Origin of the sequence: Paenibacillus tundrae (genome assembly GCF_030812775.1) — a bacterium.
Classification (GTDB): domain Bacteria; phylum Bacillota; class Bacilli; order Paenibacillales; family Paenibacillaceae; genus Paenibacillus; species Paenibacillus tundrae_A.
This window is the reverse complement of sequence record NZ_JAUSTI010000004.1, coordinates 135,966-155,197: the sequence shown is the minus strand read 5'-3', so window position 1 is coordinate 155,197 and position 19,232 is coordinate 135,966. Positions and strand designations below refer to the sequence as shown.

Below are 19,232 nucleotides of genomic sequence, written 5' to 3'. Positions count from 1 at the left end.
TGAATACTTGCAAGCCGTTTTCTAATACATATATTGTTGCTCTGAGACTATCAAAAATCCTAAACCTTACTACCGTTATCGAACCTCACTTGCTGACATTAGCAATGTTACCACTTCAGCCCGAGTAGCTTCAGCCAATGGGTTAAACCTATTCTTGCCTGTTCCTTTTACCAAACCTGCTTCATAGGCTGCAGCGATATAAGGAACTGCCCATGCAGGCACCTGATCTGCATCCGCAAAACTCAGTGTAGAACTGGAATCTACCGGAAGTCCAAGAGCTCTAACTAGCATTACCGTCATCTCTACACGCGACACTTTGCCTGATGATCGGAACGTATCGTCGGTATACCCACTAATAATTCCTTGATCTACAGCCTGAGCAATAAAGGATTGTGCCCAAGCAGGTATCCCAGCAGCATCTTTAAACGTCAACGCTTTGTTGCTGGCCGGGAGTTCAAATGCTCTTGCCAGCATAACAATGAATTCAGCGCGTGTAGCGGATGCATTCGGACGGAAGTTTCCATCCTGATATCCATACACAATTCCCCGGGAAATGGCCTGCTGAATAGCAGCACTTGCCCAATGACTCGCCACATCACCCAAAACCACACCTGGTGTTGTAGAACCATTCGAACCTGAAGCAGGTGGAGTTGTCGGCTGTGTTGGGTTCGTTGGAGAAGGTGTAGGCGTTGGTGTCGGATTGCTTGGTGCCGGGCTTGGCGTCGTTGGTGCTGGTGTAGTTACACCATCTCCACCACCTGAATTACCTCCACCCGGGTTACTTCCGGAATTCCCTCCGCCGTTACCAGGATTACTTCCTTCCCCTGGGAGTGAGCCACCTTTCAGATCGGTAATCCGTCCCTCCGTTGCCTGGTTTACCGTACCTACTCGGTCAAGGTGCTCATTGAAAATTTCATAATCGACCAGATTCAATTCATAGTATCGATTGTCATCTTTGGCAACTCTCATAGCACGGTAGAAATCACCACCGTTGGCCATGAAGGAGTTCGTAGCTACGATATAATATCCATTCGGATCAATATCTGTATACGTTCCGTTTGCATTCTTAATTTGCACTTTGATGATCCGTTTGCCTACTTGTGTTACTTGGTTCGTGACAGAATCAATCTTCTCATTTGGTTTGGTGGAGTCATAGTAGAATCGCATTCCAGACACTTGCGGGAAGCGTCCCTCTCCCGTTTCCACACCACTTACGCCGTTTTCCAAGGCAGCCGTAATTTCCTTACCTGTCATTTTCAACGCAGACAGATTATTTCCGAACGGCATTACCGTGAGCAGATCACCTAACGTAATGTCGCCTTCCTTAAATGAAGCCCGAATACCGCCGCTATTTTGAATCGCTACGTACCCTTTGACATCATTCTCCTTCACGATCAATTTCACTTTCTCCAGCATGCCATCTGTCATTAGATTCCCCAAGTTCGTTTCCTGCTTACGTACACTGTTGCGCTCTCCATCCAGAAATACATTCGTTTTGCCGATTACTGTTTTCTTGAATTTTTCCAGTTCAGGAGCATATGCAGCGAGCTTAGCTTGGGCAACAGGGTCATCCTCGTAGATATAGTTACCCGCAGCGTCCTTTGCATCCAGACTCAGCAATTGACCATTCCATTTCTTCAATACGCCCTCTTCATTAAACGTAACATCCAATTTTCCAAGAGACACGTCGTACTCCCCAGTCTGCACAACTAGTGTAGGTTCATCCTGGCTGCCCACAATAATCGGTTCTTTCAGAATGGTATGCGAATGACCGCCTACTACAATGTCAATGCCTTTTACTGCTTCAGCCAGCTTCAGATCCTCGGAGTAACCCAAGTGTGTCAGGGCGATGATTTTGTTAATGCCTTCCTGTTGCAGCATGTCCACCGTAGCTTGGGCACTCGCTCGGTAATCCTCAAACTTCAGCTCATCTCCCGGTGAGGATAGAGATACCGTATCCGCTGTAGTTAGACCAAAAATCCCGACTTGTTCACCATTTACCTCTGTAATAATAGCCGGATAGATTTGGGCGTCCTCCCCCGGTTTGCCAATGCTTTCATGATACAGACTACCCAGATTCGCATCTTTCCCAAAATTAATATTAGCACTCACGAATGGGAACTCTGCTTGTTCAATGAAATCCCTCAGCACACCTGTACCTTTATCAAACTCATGGTTACCAAAGGTCATCGCATCATATCCAATCATATTCATGAACTCCAGATCCGCCAGACCATTGAACAGATTGAAGTATAGCGTACCAGAGAATACATCCCCTGCATCTAGCACAAGCGTATTATCGTTGCGTGCTTCCTTAACAGCCGTGACGCGACGAGGGATGTTATCCAGATGCGCGTGTGTATCATTGGTGTGCAATACGCGCAGATCGAAGTCGCCCTCCTCCGCCGCATTGCCGATACTTAATTGAGCTAGCAATGGATCGTGGTCACTCACCCGTCCATCTTTTGTTTCGAAATCAGCATTCACATGCACAACCTCGATGACAGCCGTATCAGACACATTTTTGCTCACCAGAATGTGATCCAGTGTCTGAGAGTTTCCATCGTAGATGTAGGAGTAACGCTCATTTTCCGGTAGCTTGTTTACTAGATTGTCTAGTTCATTACCTTGGAGAATGTTCAGTGTTTTGGAGAACTGGAAGTCATTGAAATCACCGAGAACCGCGACATTAACGTCAGGGTCTTTGTTCAATAACTCTTTCACAAAACCATTTACAAGCGTAGCTTGCTTTGCACGTTGAAGCTCACTACTTCGTGTCGCAGGCTGTATACTTCCAAAAGGCTTCAAGTCCCCACCTTTGGAATTGAAATGGTTAGCAATCACAACTACACGCTCACCGTTAAATTCGAATTCAGCTGTAAGCGGTTTGCGAGAGCTAGCAAATGCTTCGTCATTAGGCGCTATTCGGCCAGGGTTAACCGAGAGACTACCGTCAGCACCTACCTGAATAGCTGTTGTCGCACTCCCTTTAATTCCTTCCTTCAAGGAAACACGTGATTCGTTATATAGAAATCCTACACGAATATTCGCACCTGGTGCCCCGCCATCCTTGTTATTTTCTGGAGAAATCTCACTATATTGATAGGTTGGGCCATTGTTTGCGGCAATGGCGTTAATTAAGGTCTGGAAGCTTGCATCCGCAGCCGTTGTGCCACTGTCCGTAGCACCATCATTATCCTGTACCTCCATGATGCCGATAATATCTGGATTCTTCAGATTGTTAACGATGATACCGCCGATCTTCACAGCTCTTGCTGTATCCTTCTGGCTGAAATTCTCAACGTTGAAGGTTGCGATGGTCAGCTTGTCATTCGACTGCTCAATCTTTGTTGTAGCTTGTTCTAAACCACCTGAAGTAATGGCTGGCAGGTTCCCTTCAGGGAGTATCTTAAAATTACCATTGGAATACGTCATGACCCCTCTAACTGAATCAGTGAGCTTATCTCCAGTTTTAACTGCGTGTGGAGGTTTTTTATTAATAAATAATCGCTGTGGATTAAGCGAACTTTCAAAAGGTTCTGCACCGTCTCCCGTCAAGATGACACCACCAGCAGGTGTGCGCAGCGGATTGTTAGGATTATTATCTACTACAACAGCAAGACCCGGTTCACTTGAATAAGGTCCAATAATGGTTGCCTCATCAAGCTGTACTCTCATGCCTTCCAAACTTTCATAAAAGTCAATTGCATCTATATCAGGGTTGAACTCGCCAAACTGATCAGAATCAATCACCTTAGGAATGTTTCGTCCTTTACTTCCCAAAAGAACTGGTTCAGGTAGCTCCTGTTCTGTATTTTCAACTGTAATTGTTGTAGCTACAATCTCAGTTGTTGCCAGTTCTGTCGATGATGTTACATACTCTTTCACCTGCCCAGATACCTTAACTTTATTGCCTACATTCATACCGTGTGTTAGTTTGTATATCAAAATCCCCTCTGAAGTGTTCTCATCATCATCCTCCATATCAGGAATCTCCTGCATGTAGAATGAACTTCCATTGACTACATGAGTTACGATACCTTCAACATTCTGTACAGCCAATCCGTCGTATAAGGAGGCATGTGACGCCCCTTGAATATCATGGATTCTAAGGTTGTCCAATTGCTGAAGAACTTTATAAGTAAAGCTAAACATTTCACTGCTTCTTCCATCAGATACCGCGATTGCTTTAACAACGGTATCTGCATTCACTGTGATTGGGCCACTGTACAATGTAGACGACATCGTAGGTTCGCTCTCATCTACTGTGTAATAGATTTCTGCCCCTGCCATCGGAGAAGATAATGTTACCGTCGAGCCTTTGACAACCCCCCCTGAAGGCACACTCGCTGTCACAGAAAGAAGGTTTTCGACAACATCCGCTGCGGTACGTGGAATCAGTTCAAGCCCATAACTCGTGTGATATGTCATGACTCCTGTCACTTTTTCATAGGTTTTGCCTGCTGCCAGTGCAGTAGGACTATTTTTTGCATAAATCGTGATCTCTCCACCATCGTCATCTGTCGCAAAAAACGTGGAGTTGCTGCTTCTTGTCACCGTGACCGCATTCACTTCGACAAGCATCCCCTCGTATATGCCTCCTGCGCCTTTTCCTCCACCAGCAGTAGGTGCAAAGTCTTTAGATGTAAGTAGAATGGGTTCTGGTATTTCTTGAGCCTTATCCACGATTTTAATATAACCGCCAGGGAATCCCGTTTTATCTTTTTCTACCTGAAGTAAGCCATTGTATACGGTGAGTGGGCCATATGCTTCAATCCGATCACCTAGTTCAACTGTAGAATCTGTTCCGCGTATTACGATTCCTGCATTGGAATCCTGAATATAGAGATTTGCCATGCCCCCGGATTCTTCTCGGTACGTAACGATACCTTGAACAGTGACCGAAGAATTCTCAAGCTTGTTTCTGGCCTCAACGATTGGAATCGGAGTGTTGTCAACAATCGTGTAATTCAGCAGAGTAATAGCGCTATCTGGTAGTCCTTCTTTATGTGCATAAGCTTCAATGTGTGTAGTGTCATTTATTATGATGGGGTTTGTGTAGGGGAGAAACTCAGCTTCATTATTCAGCTTATAGTAAATGGTAGCACCAACTGTAGTTGTTGCCAAAGTAATCTGTGTACCTGTCGGAACTTCCCCGGAGGATGGATTAGCAGTGACATTGGCTACTTCTGTTTCAGGTGTTTCATCGATAAGTTGGAAGGTTGATGTACCGGTGTGTAAACCTCTAGTAGAAAAATATTGTGTTAAAGTGCCATTGTTAATTCTTACTTTGGATTGATATAAGAGAGGATTGCTTACAAGTCCAAAAGTACTGCGAGGAGCAGGAATGGGTACCTGAACTGGCATCATCTTGTTAATGTCAGTTTCAGTCGGACTATCAGCAATTGCAAAATTGGTGTCTACTGTAAAGGGTGGAATCAAGTTTACTTTTGGGCCGTTACTATAGGTTCCTATAACATAACCTTCAATTGTTGCAGTAGTAACATTTGGATCAAGAGCTAGTGCCTGTTCAATCGTCAAAGGCTCATCTGCTGCGGCGACTTTACTGTTGAATACACCGATTGGTATAGTACCTGTAATTAATAGAACCATAGCTAGAAATAGCCTGAGCCAGCTTTTCATTTGCTTACTATACATCCTTTACCTACCCCCATGTTTTAAATTTATCAATCATTTGTTCAGACAGTTTGTACATTAGTTCAAATATAAGATAACTGAACCTCAATTACATGTAAATATTATTTTTATAAAATGATAGAAAATAGAACATATACTTCACAAAAATAAGCTTCTTTTTGAAGTAAAACAACAATCTGGACAATTTTCTATCTGAATTCGTGACTTTTCCATCTTCACATCCGATAAACTTGTGTATATACGACTAATTTACGTCAACTAAACTAACAAATATAGTACATAACTATTATCTTTTCGACATGTTACGATACCATCTTTTCACTGATCATCATTAGTTCTTCTTTAGTTCATCCAACTTAAGTCGTACATCAAACCTTCAGTCCGAACACAGAAACGCGACGATCATGTTTGACCGCCGCATCTGAGTTGTTGTTATGAGATCAATCTAACATTATTTCTTCACTGTGCTGTTATACTGTGCGATCTTATCTGTAATTTGCTTCGCAGCAGCATCCAGAGCTTCCTGTGGTTCACCTTGTCCATTCAGAACTGTCTCGATCGCTCCTTCGACAATTTGTCTTGCTTCTGGGAATACACCCATAACTGCGCCAGAAGTTGCTGTCGAATCAACGGAAGCGTGCAATTGGTCGACTGCTGTCTGGAATTGCGGGTACTTCGCCATATTATCCTTTAATACTTGCTGGTCGTAAGCTGCTGTCGTAATTGGGAAATATCCTGTCGCAACACTCCAGTTCGCTTGTACTTCTGGTGTCGCCAAATACTTGATGAATTCCCATGCTGCTTGTTGTTGTGCATCGGATTTGTTATTCATGATGTATAAGCTTGCACCACCAACTACAACTCCGCCATCTTTTGCATCTGCTGGGCGAGGCAAGAATCCTGTTCCAAGTTCAAACTTACCGCCAGATCCTTCTACGATTTTACGCAATCCAGCTGTAGAATCCAGTGTCATACCGATCTGCTCCGCTGTGAATGCTGCTGTTGTATCATCTGTGCTACGTCCGAGGTTAGATACGGTTTTCTCGTCGATCATCTTTTTCCACCACGATAATGTCTTCACGCCAGCTTCGGAGTTCAACAGCGATTCAGTAGCTGCGCTGTCTCGACCGTTACCATTGTTTACATAATCTGCATTCTGGTTAGCGAAGAATTGCTCCATGAACCAGCCATAGATCGCCATGGAAGCGCCTGGTTTACCGTCTTTGCCCAGTGCTTTGGCCGCTTGTTCGAACTCTTCATATGTCTTCGGTGGGTTCTCTGGATCCAAGCCCGCTGCTTTGAACATGTCTTTGTTGTAGTAGAGAATTGGGTTCGATGTATTAAAAGGCATCGCGTTCAATTTACCATCAATGGTGTAATAACGAATGATGTTTGGCTCCAATTGAGAGAGATCAAAGTTATCTTTATCAATAAATTGCTGTACTGGCGTAATCATGCCAGAGTCAATCATGAATTTACTGCCGATCTCATATACCTGGATGATGTCAGGGCCGCTATCTGATCCCATTGAGGCTTTCAGTTTGTTCAAGCTCTCATCGTATTTACCTTGATAGATCGCTTTGACCTGGATGTCAGGGTGACTAGCGTTGAAGTCTGATGCAAGTTGATTGATCGCTTTTTCCCCTGCACCGGACATGGAGTGCCACCAATTCAATTGAACGGGCTCAGTGGTTGCTGCAGCGGCATCCGCTTGTCCACCAGCCGCTGGCGTGCTGCTTGTGTCTGTTTTGGTACCACATGCGGAGATAACTAACACCAGTGCTGCCAACATTAATGCGAACGTTCCTCTTTTTTTCAACCGAAATCCCTTTACCATGATCTCTCTCCTTTTTTAGGGCTCATTTCAAAAATCAGTTCATTAGAGTTAGGCGAAGTGGCCATTCCAGTAACGAATCGTTCTTCCGATTGCTGTTATCCCCAGATTTTTTTCTCCCATTCTCTCAATGGGAAAATCCGGTGATAAACGCAAACGCGTTGCTTCTCCAGAATCGATTTCGTTCCTTCCATTACTTTCGCATTCTCTCCTAAAAAGATTTTAAGATTGAGCCTGGTTTACTCGCTCGTAGCATTGGAGTGCGTGGATCTTTTACAACCAGTGATGAAAGCTTTGATATAACTAGCCCTTAGCCTTTCAATGCGCCAGCCGCCATTCCGCGGACAAGCTGTTTCAACCCAAACACCAGCAGCAACAAAGATGGTAGAATGACCATCGCCGTGCCGGCAAATACCAGATTCCATGCAGTGGATTCCTGGAACTCCAGCATCGAAATTCCGATCTGTACTGTTCTCATCTCTGGGGTGTTCGTTACGAGCAACGGCCACAGATACGAATTGTACATACTGAGGAATGAGTAGATCGCTAGTGTTCCAAGCGCCGGGCGAGACAGCGGTAGTACATGCGATACAAAATATCGAATGTGTCCACAGCCATCCATTTTTGCTGCTTCAAACAGCTCTTTGGGGAGTTGCATAAAGAACTGTCTTAGCAGGAAGGTACCAAACGCCGTAGCCAGGAACGGAACCGTTAAGCCCTGATACGTATCAAGCCAGCCCCAACTACGAACCGTTAGATAGTTTGGAATCATCGTGACTTCCCAAGGGATCATCATCGTCGCGACAAACATACTGAAGATGACGTTTTTCCCTTTAAACTGCATTTTGGCAAAAGCGTATGCAGCCATGCTCGCCGTAATCAATTGCCCCAGCATGGTCAGTCCCGCAACCAAGAAGGTATTCCAGATAAACGTACCAATAGGCACGATATCGAATACTTCGGAGAAGTTAGACAGGTCAATCGACTGCGGAATGATATGCGGCGGATAGGCACTTGCATCCTCGGGCGTCATCACAGCCATGAAGAAGGTATACATGACCGGATACAGTACCAGTGCCGCACAGATCGTGAGAAGCACATACAATAAGGTGTTCATCCATGGGGTTCTCATTGATAATGTACTTTCCTTTCTACCCATTTGAACTGAATTAGGGTTAAAAGCATAATGACCGCGAACAGAATAAGTGCCTGCGCACTACCTGTTCCGAAGCGGAAATTAACAAAGGCTTCTTGATAGATCGAGTAGACGAATACGTTTGTACTGTCCATCGGTCCCCCACGGGTTAGAATGTTGATCTGACCAAACGACTGGAACGCACCAATGATGGAAACCACGCTAACAAAAAACAGCGTAGGTGACAGCAACGGCATTGAGATTTTGCGAAACGTAAGCAACGGTCCTGCTCCATCAATTTTCGCACTCTCATAAATCTCATCCGGGATGCCCTGCAATCCACTCGACACAATAATGTAATTGAATCCAAGATTCATCCAGATCGTCATGATCGAAATGGAGATTAGTGCCCAATCCGGACTGGTTAGCCAAGGAATCGGATCAATGCCGACTTTTCCTAACAAATAATTCAGCATACCTAGTGTTGGATGGAACAGAAACTTCCAGATGACCGCGGACGAACCTACAGATAATACAACGGGTAGAGAAAAGACAAACTGGAACACACGCATTCCCTTAAATTTGTTATGGGTTAGCGCAGCGAGAATCAGAGCTGCCAGGATGCCCGTTGGCACCGTGAACAGAACGAACAGTAACGTCACTTTCATTCCTTGAAGAAACAGCCCAGATTGGAAAACTGCCTTAAAGTTGTCCAGTCCTACATAGGCAGCAATCTGTCCCGTAGGATCAGTTGAATGCATACTGAGATACACAGATTTAAACATTGGATAGAACAGGAACACTGCGAACAAAAGCAGCGATGGTGCCAGGAAACCATAGGCCAGCATATTCTCCCGCATCCGTTGTACTCGGAGCGAAGCCGTACGGCGCTCACTTGTCTTCGATATACGCCGACTGGCAGCAGGCAAGCCGATCCGGTTATCAAGCTCACTCATCGGATTTTCTTCCCCCTTGGTTAGATCATTCGGTCATGACTCAATCGTCATAACCACCTTAATCAGTCTATAAGTTCAACATCATTGCAGAATCCATTCTGAATCAACGTAATGTTAATCGTGGACAAGTGCATTTACCAAACGAATCATATTGAAACAGCTTCCAGATTAATGGATAAAATGACAAAAAAACCGCATGTCCTCCCTTCATTCGGGAAGTTTCATGCGGCTGCCTTTGTAAATGTGAAATGAAATTCTCATTTCCTGAAATATCATTGATTTAACACAAAACTGGAAAATCCCAATTTACAAAGGTACTCCGGTTATTGTTAGGTCAGAAGCTTAGCGCTTCTAACAACGGATTTAAACTTCAACTGCACATAAAGCTCATGAACTTCTTGTCGTTACGTCTATCGATTAAGATGATAGGGCACAGTTGTGACTATGACGTCCTTATAATTAATCAAGTAGGTTCGAATCATGAAGCTGGTTTGATTGTGCAGTACATTTTGCCACCAATGCTTGGTGATGAATTGTGGGATGAGAATGGTAATATGATCCGTCTCTGATGTTTTCCACTCCACGGTATCGATGAATTTTTTCAAAGGCCCCATAATGCTACGGTATCTAGACTTCACCACCACGAGGCGCACGCCTGGGTTCCACTCTGCCCACTTTTTCTCCATCTTATGAATCGCCTCATCATCGAAACCGATGTATAGTGCTACAACGTTATCTGACATCGTCTGGGCATAACTGATCGTATTCATCACGACCCGTGTAATGCCTGCCACTGGAATGACGATCGTATTCCCTTTTCGAGCCGGCTTCTCCGATTGGATGTCAATACGCAGCTCATCAGCGATGTTACAGTAGTGACGATGAATGCGCATGAATCCATAAACGACGAGTGGTAAGAAAATAAAGATAACCCATGTCTGCGTGAACTTGGTGAAAATAAAAATTAAGGTGATCGACAAAGTCGTCAGCATCCCCACCGTATTAACGAGTAACTTCGTTCTCCAACCCGATGGTTTGACTTTGATCCAGCGAATCATCATGCCGAGTTGTGATAACGTAAAGGGAATGAACACACCCACCGCGTAGAGAGGAATGAGACTTTCCGTGTTCCCTTTGAAGCCTACAACGAGCAATGCAGACATTACACTTAGAAAAATAATACCGTTAGAGAAACCTAATCGATCTCCCCTCACCATGAACATGTGCGGCATATATTTGTCTTTGGCCATCATGAACGACAACAACGGGAAAGCCGAATATGCTGTATTCGCAGCCAGGAATAGAATGAGTGCTGTCACACCTTGAATGATAAAATACATCGTGCCTCTGCCAAACGTCGCTTCAGCAATCTGTGAAATGACCGTTGCCTGAGGATCAGGCTTCACACCATAACCAAAGGCGAGCAAGGTAATGCCGATGAACATTGCGCCAAGTATACACCCCATCAGCAATAAGGTTCCAGCCGCATTTTTCTCTGCAGGCTGCTTGAAATTCGGAATCGCGTTACTTACTGCTTCCACCCCAGTTAGTGCGGAACAGCCTGAGCTGAATGCTTTGAGCAAGAGAAATATACTTACATGTGATAGACTCGTTCCAAACTCAGGTGCTGCGGCATGCATACCTCCAGCGAAGAACTTGATTCCCCCAGAGATGATGAGAATCGCGATAGAGAAAATAAACAAATATATCGGGAGAGCCAGCACGGAAGCCGACTCTGTGACCCCTCTCAGGTTCATAATCGTCAGAAAAACAATCATCAACAGTGCAATCGCTATGCTGTGATCATGTAGAGCAGGAAACGCCGACGTAATCGCATCTGTGCCGGCAGATGAGCTTACGGCAACCGTGAGGATATAATCGACCAGCAATGAGCCACCGGCGATCAAGCTGGGCGTTGTACCCAAATTATCCTTCGCTACAATGTACGCGCCGCCCCCTGTAGGATAGGCAAATATCGTCTGGCGATAAGAGAATATTAAAATGACAAGTAACCCAAGCACAGCGATAGAGATCGGAACGGAATACCATAGAGCAGCAACGCCGGCCGCAACGAGCACCAGTAAAATCTGTTCCGTACCGTAGGCCACAGACGATAATGCATCCGAAGATAAAATCGCAAGAGCCTTCCATTTCCCCAGTTTCTCTCCATCCAGTTGCGCCGATTTCATCGGCTTGCCTATTAAGACCCTCTTCATTTTGCCAATCATGATCATGACTTCCTTCCGTCTTTCATGTGTGAAGCATTGTTATTATGCAAAATCGCGAGCACAATAACAATACGTCATTTCACCCGAAATTCGTCAGCGTGAGATAATGCATTCTACAATTCAATAATGAATAACAAAGCCATTCTTTGTGATTAATTTGAACTTTTTTGAGCTTAATTGACGTTTAAATGCCAAAAAAAAGAAACGGACTTCGGTTCGTAAACCAAAGACCATTTCCTTTCCCACTCGTAACTTTTTTGATTCCCTTTTCTAAAGAGGTAAATCCGGGGATAGCGTATGCTTCCGATGTAGCTTTCTTCCAGAAAGCTTTCAGCCGAACGCTTCGCTTCTTCACGTTATTTCTGTCCTCTCCGTTCTTGTGTAAATGTCACTTCCAATCCATCTATATATTTCTCTACCAGCAATACATATATTAAGTGCCGATGATGCCAGGTCGTGGAGTCACGCCAAAGGCTTCAGCGAGTGTTGTAAGCTGCTCATCCGTAATTCGTTGTCTAATCTCATGACCAGCAACCAGCATATACACTTGAGCAGCCTTCTCAATTGTCTCAATAAGTCCGAACGCTTCATCAATCGTCGTCCCTGTACCAAAAATACCGTGCTGTGGCCAGATCACTGCGTGATACTCTTTCATTTTCTCAGCCGTCTCACGTCCAATCTCATTCGATCCCGGGATCATCCATGGAATGATACCTACACCGTCCGGGAATACAACCACACATTCCGTACACATCTGCCATAATGTCTTCGTGAACTTCGCTTCGTCCAGTTCATGTATGAAGGTCATCGCCAGTACATTGGTCGCATGGTTGTGCATCACAACCCGGTGATTGGGGTCGATTTTTAGACGTTCGATATGGCTCATGAAGTGTGTAGGCAACTCACTGGTTGGGTTGGCTCCCGACTTCAAGCCCCACAATACCTCCAATTCCTGTCCATCCTGCGAGACACGCAGTAATCCGAGATTACTCTCTGGGTCAGCTAGCACATTTTTGAAATATTTACCCGAAGCGGTCACGATAAAATATTTCCCAGCCAACTCATGCACAGCAAATGCCGGTTTAATTGTACGGATGACGTGATGAATATCGATATACTGAGCAACTTCTTCTTCCTCTAGCAAATAGCTAACGTTACCACCATTACGTTCATCCCAGCCATTTTTCCACATATGCTGTGTAATCTCGGCCATCTCACGGATAAAGGGGATATTCCAGCCAGCAGGTCGATCCGTTTCGTTCGTTTTATTCGTAAGGGTCACGTTCATGATCATTCTCTCCTTAGGTTACCTCATTTTTTTAGCTCGCCACGTACTAGTAAGTTCCTTTTTTCACATTCATTATACCTTTGTTTATCTTTATAAGTCAATCATACCATCGCAATTTTATTTTATTTATTTTTGTTTATGTTTGTTTATCTGTTTTATTTCAAAATCAAACAAAAAAATACCCCACCGGCGTCCGGCGGGGTCAGTCACACATCTATCTAACACGAGAAGGGGTTTACAAGAAATATCTTACCTTCGCTACCTTAATAGAAGCTGAAAAAGAAATAAAAAAACGATGAATTTGGTCTTCATTCGACGTAACTTATTAGGATTAGTCAAGACAGGACTATGGTGTGAGCGCTACACTACCTCATCTTATCGAATGACCCCCGAATTATTATTTTGGTTCCCGGGACGGCCTCTGCAAGAGATATGACGGATGTATCTTCCCCGTTTGCTCAACCAATTCATCACTTACATAAGAGAAGCCGAGCTTCAGCAACAGTTGTCTGCAAGCTTCATTCTCTGGATGATGTTCTGCCACTAGGGATTTTGCATCCAACTCTTCAAAAGCATATTGAATCACCGCCTGAGCGGCCTCTGTCGCATAACCTTGACCCCAATGATCCCGTGTCAGATGAACACCCAATGCATACACGTTCTCATCTGATGAATGTGGCTGGAGCCCACAACAACCGACCAATACACCTGTCTCTTTCTCAAACATCGGCCAGTATTGCACATTTTCTTCCTGCTGCCGTTTCATCTCTTGTGTATGTCGTGCCTCCACCTCATCCTCATTCAAAAACCCTTTATTATTCATCCACTTCGTCACCTCTGGATCACCCCAGAGCGCGGATGCTAAGGGGCGATCTTCTTCAGTCCAAGTCGCAAACTCAAGCCGATCCGTTTCCAGAAACGTGTTTCGCTCCATCTGATGAGTCTCTTTCATGATATTACACCCTCCCATTGGTATGACCAATTCACTAATTTCTGTACCATGCTATACCATGAATTAATCGAATGGGAGCCATGTCAAACAGGAGGTTTATGTCTACAGTTGCTTAGCCAGCTTTTCGAATTGATCGATGTGCGGTTTGACTTCTTTTTCTATACAAGCAATGTTGCTTCATTAGATATTTCCTTGATCTCTGGTTGACCCTTGCCATCTTTCTTATCATTCTTCCAATTCCCCTCGTATTTAAGGGTCGTAATGCTGTATTCGTCTATCAAAAAAACCAAGCCCATGCCCGGAAGGATAACCTACCAGACAAGGGCTTGTTCAATGCATTACAGTCAAGTCTGCATTAGAAATCAGCTACAGCGAATTGAATCGTTCCGGAAGCCGGGCCTCCATTATTCGCTAGCAACGCGAAAACTAACACATGACCTGCTCCAATCGTAAGACTACTGTTTACAGGAACAACATAAGTGACAATTGGTTCATTAACACGAGTAATTACAAGAGATACGGGAAATGGTCCATTGTTGTTGACTGTTACAGTAGCGTTGGAGCCTCCAGCCAGATTTTCGTAGTAGGACTTACCTACACCCGCTGGAAGATTGTAATACTGAATTGGTAAAAGGATAGCCATGTGAATCACCTCCTTTTTGCTTTGATACGGTATTCTATGTTTGAAATCTAGCATTGTAACGGTAAATTTCCAGTGTTATAACGTCTATTTTTGCTAGACTTCATAGATTTGAGATTCAATGATTGATTCAAACGAAAAAGAGCCCTACCGAACAATCCGGTAGAGCTGCTGTGATGTGTACTTTATGTTCAACGTAGAAACGGACTGAATTACATACGCAAACCCTGCTGACAGAAAATTATAACTCTCCGAGCTTACGCGTATAACATGAAGAAGTTTAATTCATGCCCCTGCTGCTTGAGATAATTATAGAGCTGGGAACGGTGATGGAATACATGCGTTAGCGTCTCAATCTGCCACTGGGCTTGAAGGTGTCCGTGCTCCATATAAAATGCTTTGGTTGAACGGGTCAATAGATCCTCTTCACTGAGAGAAACAATATAGGCTTTGTACGCTTCTAGATTACTCCACAGCGTTGCTTCTAATTTCTCAATATCCTCGATGCCTGCTAGACTATTTTCAACTTGTCCAACCTCTGCTTCGCTTTTCTCCTGCATGATGGCAAGATCCGAGGCCGTAATTTGAATAAAATGATGCACTAGCTCCACTAGAGAACGCATGTTATCCTGTGGACGGTATGCCCAATCCTCTGGACGAATCAGACGGATAAGTGATGCCCCTGTACGCACGCCTGTTTCCAATTCTCGAAGCAGATGATCTCTCATTTGCATAGTTCCATTCATATCAGTTGTCTCCTTTATTATTCATCTTAGGATTTAAGTATAACCGAGGGCTTGTCCAATCTATTGTACAAATCGGACATCATCAAATGATGTTCCTTAGCAGCAGTCCGCGGCGTATCTCCATAGAACTTACGAAAGTGACGAATCAAGTGTGCTTGGTCGTAGAATCCATGTTCAACCGCCAATGCCGCCCAGTCACACGCCGGATTCTGGTGGATGCTCGCCAGCACACGGTGAAAACGAACGATCTCGCTGAATCGCTTCGGGCTAACGCCAATCCAGCCTGCAAATTTACGATGTAATTGCCGCTCACTCACAACCTCACGCATGGCGAGCTCATGTACATTCATGCTACCGCCATCGCTGAATATGCGGTGCAGAACATTTTTCATCAGATCCTGCTCATACGCTGAGATACGCACCGACAACTTTTTCAATGTGCTCTCCATGACTTGCACTCGCTCATCAAAGCTGTTCGTTGTAGCCAGGCGTTCTCGAAGTTCATTCACCTGGGTAGGCCAGCACTCCTCAAGAGCGATTCTCAAATCTGTGAACGTATCCAGCGGCAATCCATGAAATGAACGTGCTCCGCCCGGAAAAAAGCGCACACCAAACGTATAATCTCCTGATGGAACTACACCCACTGACTGGGGAAACATGAAGGGCTGCGTGTAGTTCCCACAATACGATAACGTATGCTTCGACTGAGCCGCATCGTATGTTATCAGAATATCCGTACAACCGTCCGGCAATACCCGAGTGGGTACTCCATTCACCTGTTTAGGCAACATGCTCTCTTCTCTATTCGAGAAAAATCCTGATTCCCAATAGCAAGCAATGTACGCCATGAGATCAGCAGAAGGCATTCTCTCCACATAATACGATTGCTCATCCGTACCATTGATCTGGATCGGTCGAAACATCGTATGGAGCGTCACATCCATGAGAACCCTTCCCTCCTCTTCATACCTCTACTCTGTATATCCTTATGTATGCTTCTATCATATCATTATCACGTAACCCTACACAGCCAAAGATACAAAAAAAATGCCCCGCCGGACGATCCGGGCGGAGCCAGTCACACATCTATTTAACACGAGAAGGGGTTTACAAGACTTATCTTAGTCTTCGAACCTTAATAGAATCTGAAATTAGGATGAAGAGAAGATCAATTTTACAAAAAGAATGGAACTAAACACTCCACTTCTGCTCATGTACTTATAGTGCGAGTTCATATGAATCCCATATCGGGCGCTGAGATGCCGCTCGCGCATCCTTCGTAATCAAAAGCGGACTTTTTGAACAACCTCTTACAGTGTCTTGATTAATACTGACGCAATTAACACAGAGGCTGTAGTGACGGTTGTAAATCCACCGACCAGCATAGGTGTCAAAATCTCATCCAGAATCGCTTGACGTTCATTCTCATCACGCCCAACGGAACGACTCACTTCTTCACAGATGATGTAGTCCCCCGGAAAACCAAATAGGGCTGTTAACGCCACAGGCAGACCTTTAAGCGGGTCCCATTTGAATAGCTTAGAGCCAAGGAATCCCCCGATCATTACACCAACCACCCCGACTGCGATAATGAACAATACGGGAATAATAGAGCTGACCACTGCATCTAACGTAATCGACTCCATACTTGTCATAACCACAATAATCAGACCGATCATGGCAATGCCTGACGTACTAGCTTTATCCAGAATCCGTGATGGAAATAACCCGACGAGGTGACCTATAACACCCAGAAGCAGAGCCCAGATACTATAGCTTAGCCCGGTTACATTGCCAAGATAGATGGACAGACTGCCCATAATGAATAAGAACAATAGCAAGATTGGCGCGGTATGGAAACGCTGTGGAAGAAATGTTTTGACATTCGCTTCCTTAATATTCACGTTACTTGACGTTGGAGTCTTGTTCTCAAAAGCGCCCTGCTTCTGTAGTTTCAGAGCATACCTCCGAAGTAAATTGGTTGCGAGCGGCATGCCTACGAGTGAGTGAATGCCAAGAATAACAGCCGGAATCGTAATCAGATGAGCGAGATTCATCTCCTGTAGCTTGGTAGCCGTGATTAGATAAGAGATAATTCCACCGACCACCGGGCTTGACCCGGCAACAGCTGTAGGGTAACCATAAAATGGTGTTACAATCAACAAAATGAGGCCTGTAGCTATAAGTGATCCGAACAGTGAAATCAATATCGCTTTATACTGCGAACGAATCAATTTCAGTGGAATCAAGGTTCCCATGTGCACAATAAGTGGAGCCACCATCAGCGCCCCGAACGCGCTCAGTGCAGAGCTTGACACCACGCCTTGCGGAAAGAATCCTGCCCAGTTCAGTAGTAGATAACCGATTAGAACAACGAGCAAGGAAGGAATTCGTGCTTTGGACCAGATGGAGACTAATTCTCCAATAGCTAAAATAACAAGTAATATCGTGGCGATATAAATCGGTTGACTAAACATGGTGACCTCTCCCCATTCTCTATGTTGTCTGCTTGTTATTTCAAGCGTTCACCTGATAAATAGACCTGCTCAATATGGGCTGTATTTTCAAGCAGACTGATATCTGTCAACGGATTCACATTCAGTACCAGTAAGTCTGCAGACTTGCCTGCTTCAAGGGTACCGATCTCCCCCTCCATCTGCATTGCTCTAGCCGCATCTCGAGTTGCAGCAACAATCGCTTGCATTGGTGTAAAGCCAACATCATCGACAAGCAATCGCAGTTCGAGTGCATTACCGCCATGCTCTACCGGTGCACACGTACAGAAGTCCGTACCCGCTGCGATGGTTACACCCGCTTTGTGTGCGATGATCATATTTTCAATATGCTCTTGGTATACACGCTCTGCTTTGCGAATTCCAAATTCAGGTACACCGTATTTATGCCCCTCGTTGATAATCCGATGCACGATAGCTAGTGTTGGAACGAGAACGGCCTTCTGATCCAGCATCATACCGATGCCTTCTTCATCGATGTAGATTCCGTGTTCAATTGTACGGACACCCGCCAGCAATGCATTTTTAATTCCTTGTGTACCTTGTGCATGGGAAGCTACATAAGACTGTACTGCCTCAGCCTCGTAGACAATTGCCTTCAGTTCATCTAGTCGGAATTGTGACCAGCGTGGATCATCCTTCTCCGATAACACCCCACCTGTCGAACACACTTTAATAAAATCTGCACCCTCACGGAACTGCGTGCGTGCGGCCTTAATAACTTCTGGCACACCGTCACATGTCGTGAAAATGTTCATTTCGGTTGGAATCATATGAATATCTGCATGTCCACCCGTCTGACTAAGCATATGACGAGACGTTTTGATCCGCGGCCCTTTAACGACACCTTCCTTGATCAGGTCACGAATATACACAGCCACATGACTGCCGACATCGCGAACCGTTGTGAATCCTGCGTTAATCAGCTTCGGTAGATCCTGTAATGCTCTCCCCATCTGAAGTTCATTTGGCTCAAGCGCCACCGCAGCCATGTTCAGATTCTTCGCTCCGTGTACGTGAACATGTGCATCGATCAATCCTGGCATGATGACTTTTCCGGTCACGTCGACAATCTGAGCTTCTTCTGGAATCTGAACAGTTGCCTTGGCACCTGCTTCTTTAATCTTACCGTTCTCTACCAGAACCACACTATCGGAAACAGGCTCTCCGCCTTGTCCATCAATCAGCAATGCACCTGTAAAAGCAATCATTGAACTCATCAATACTCCACCTCGTTTTCAGATTTGGTTACGCATCATCGTAATGAATGATACGTGATGTA

Annotated in this window: 12 protein-coding genes; all 12 read right to left on the bottom strand. The window is 44.8% G+C overall.

The genetic code is table 11. The annotated features are described in order from the left end of the window. Positions 1–75: 75 nt before the first annotated feature. The 12 genes from J2T19_RS08905 to J2T19_RS08850 all read right to left on the bottom strand — a co-directional run bounded on the left by J2T19_RS08905 (position 76) and on the right by J2T19_RS08850 (position 19,170). Complete coding sequence (locus J2T19_RS08905) at positions 76–5,658, bottom strand: 5'-nucleotidase C-terminal domain-containing protein (RefSeq protein WP_307214855.1); 5,583 nt, start codon at positions 5,656–5,658, stop codon at positions 76–78. A 451-nt stretch (positions 5,659–6,109) separates the two neighbouring features. After that, complete coding sequence (locus J2T19_RS08900; protein ID WP_307214853.1) at positions 6,110–7,495, bottom strand: ABC transporter substrate-binding protein; 1,386 nt, start codon at positions 7,493–7,495, stop codon at positions 6,110–6,112. A 307-nt stretch (positions 7,496–7,802) separates the two neighbouring features. Further along, positions 7,803–8,624: a carbohydrate ABC transporter permease gene (locus J2T19_RS08895; RefSeq protein ID WP_370874842.1), complete on the bottom strand. Its 822-nt coding sequence runs from the start codon at positions 8,622–8,624 to the stop codon at positions 7,803–7,805. Further along, positions 8,621–9,583, bottom strand: coding sequence for a carbohydrate ABC transporter permease (locus J2T19_RS08890; RefSeq protein ID WP_307214849.1), 963 nt, complete (start codon positions 9,581–9,583; stop codon positions 8,621–8,623). The genes J2T19_RS08895 and J2T19_RS08890 overlap by 4 nt, the downstream gene beginning before the upstream one ends. A gap of 410 nt (positions 9,584–9,993) precedes the next feature. Then, positions 9,994–11,811 (bottom strand): potassium transporter KimA, encoded by a 1,818-nt coding sequence (kimA, locus tag J2T19_RS08885; RefSeq protein WP_307214847.1) that lies wholly within the window; start codon positions 11,809–11,811, stop codon positions 9,994–9,996. 433 nt (positions 11,812–12,244) lie between these two features. Continuing rightward, positions 12,245–13,099, bottom strand: coding sequence for a rhamnulose-1-phosphate aldolase (gene rhaD / locus J2T19_RS08880; protein WP_307214845.1), 855 nt, complete (start codon positions 13,097–13,099; stop codon positions 12,245–12,247). A 397-nt stretch (positions 13,100–13,496) separates the two neighbouring features. Continuing rightward, complete coding sequence (locus J2T19_RS08875; RefSeq protein WP_307214843.1) at positions 13,497–14,051, bottom strand: GNAT family N-acetyltransferase; 555 nt, start codon at positions 14,049–14,051, stop codon at positions 13,497–13,499. A gap of 355 nt (positions 14,052–14,406) precedes the next feature. Beyond that, positions 14,407–14,694, bottom strand: coding sequence for a hypothetical protein (locus J2T19_RS08870; protein WP_307214841.1), 288 nt, complete (start codon positions 14,692–14,694; stop codon positions 14,407–14,409). Positions 14,695–14,948: 254 nt separating this feature from the next. Then, positions 14,949–15,437: a DinB family protein gene (locus J2T19_RS08865; protein WP_307214839.1), complete on the bottom strand. Its 489-nt coding sequence runs from the start codon at positions 15,435–15,437 to the stop codon at positions 14,949–14,951. A gap of 26 nt (positions 15,438–15,463) precedes the next feature. Then, positions 15,464–16,381 (bottom strand): AraC family transcriptional regulator, encoded by a 918-nt coding sequence (locus J2T19_RS08860; protein WP_307214837.1) that lies wholly within the window; start codon positions 16,379–16,381, stop codon positions 15,464–15,466. 366 nt (positions 16,382–16,747) lie between these two features. Beyond that, entirely contained in the window at positions 16,748–17,914 is a 1,167-nt protein-coding gene (locus J2T19_RS08855; protein ID WP_307214834.1) for a hypothetical protein, read from the bottom strand. Positions 17,915–17,949: 35 nt separating this feature from the next. Then, complete coding sequence (locus J2T19_RS08850) at positions 17,950–19,170, bottom strand: metal-dependent hydrolase family protein (RefSeq protein WP_307214832.1); 1,221 nt, start codon at positions 19,168–19,170, stop codon at positions 17,950–17,952. Between the last annotated feature and the right edge of the window lie 62 nt (positions 19,171–19,232).

Excerpts from the sequence above, each read along its gene's own strand:
- J2T19_RS08905 (WP_307214855.1), bottom strand. The coding sequence starts at position 5,658 with ATGTATAGTAAGCAAATGAAAAGCTGGCTCAGGCTATTTCTAGCTATG.
- J2T19_RS08900 (WP_307214853.1), bottom strand. The coding sequence starts at position 7,495 with ATGGTAAAGGGATTTCGGTTGAAAAAAAGAGGAACGTTCGCATTAATG.
- J2T19_RS08895 (WP_370874842.1), bottom strand. The coding sequence starts at position 8,624 with ATGAGAACCCCATGGATGAACACCTTATTGTATGTGCTTCTCACGATC.
- J2T19_RS08890 (WP_307214849.1), bottom strand. The coding sequence starts at position 9,583 with ATGAGTGAGCTTGATAACCGGATCGGCTTGCCTGCTGCCAGTCGGCGT.
- kimA (WP_307214847.1), bottom strand. The coding sequence starts at position 11,811 with ATGATTGGCAAAATGAAGAGGGTCTTAATAGGCAAGCCGATGAAATCG.
- rhaD (WP_307214845.1), bottom strand. The coding sequence starts at position 13,099 with ATGAACGTGACCCTTACGAATAAAACGAACGAAACGGATCGACCTGCT.
- J2T19_RS08875 (WP_307214843.1), bottom strand. The coding sequence starts at position 14,051 with ATGAAAGAGACTCATCAGATGGAGCGAAACACGTTTCTGGAAACGGAT.
- J2T19_RS08870 (WP_307214841.1), bottom strand. The coding sequence starts at position 14,694 with ATGGCTATCCTTTTACCAATTCAGTATTACAATCTTCCAGCGGGTGTA.
- J2T19_RS08865 (WP_307214839.1), bottom strand. The coding sequence starts at position 15,437 with ATGAATGGAACTATGCAAATGAGAGATCATCTGCTTCGAGAATTGGAA.
- J2T19_RS08860 (WP_307214837.1), bottom strand. The coding sequence starts at position 16,381 with ATGGATGTGACGCTCCATACGATGTTTCGACCGATCCAGATCAATGGT.
- J2T19_RS08855 (WP_307214834.1), bottom strand. The coding sequence starts at position 17,914 with ATGTTTAGTCAACCGATTTATATCGCCACGATATTACTTGTTATTTTA.
- J2T19_RS08850 (WP_307214832.1), bottom strand. The coding sequence starts at position 19,170 with ATGAGTTCAATGATTGCTTTTACAGGTGCATTGCTGATTGATGGACAA.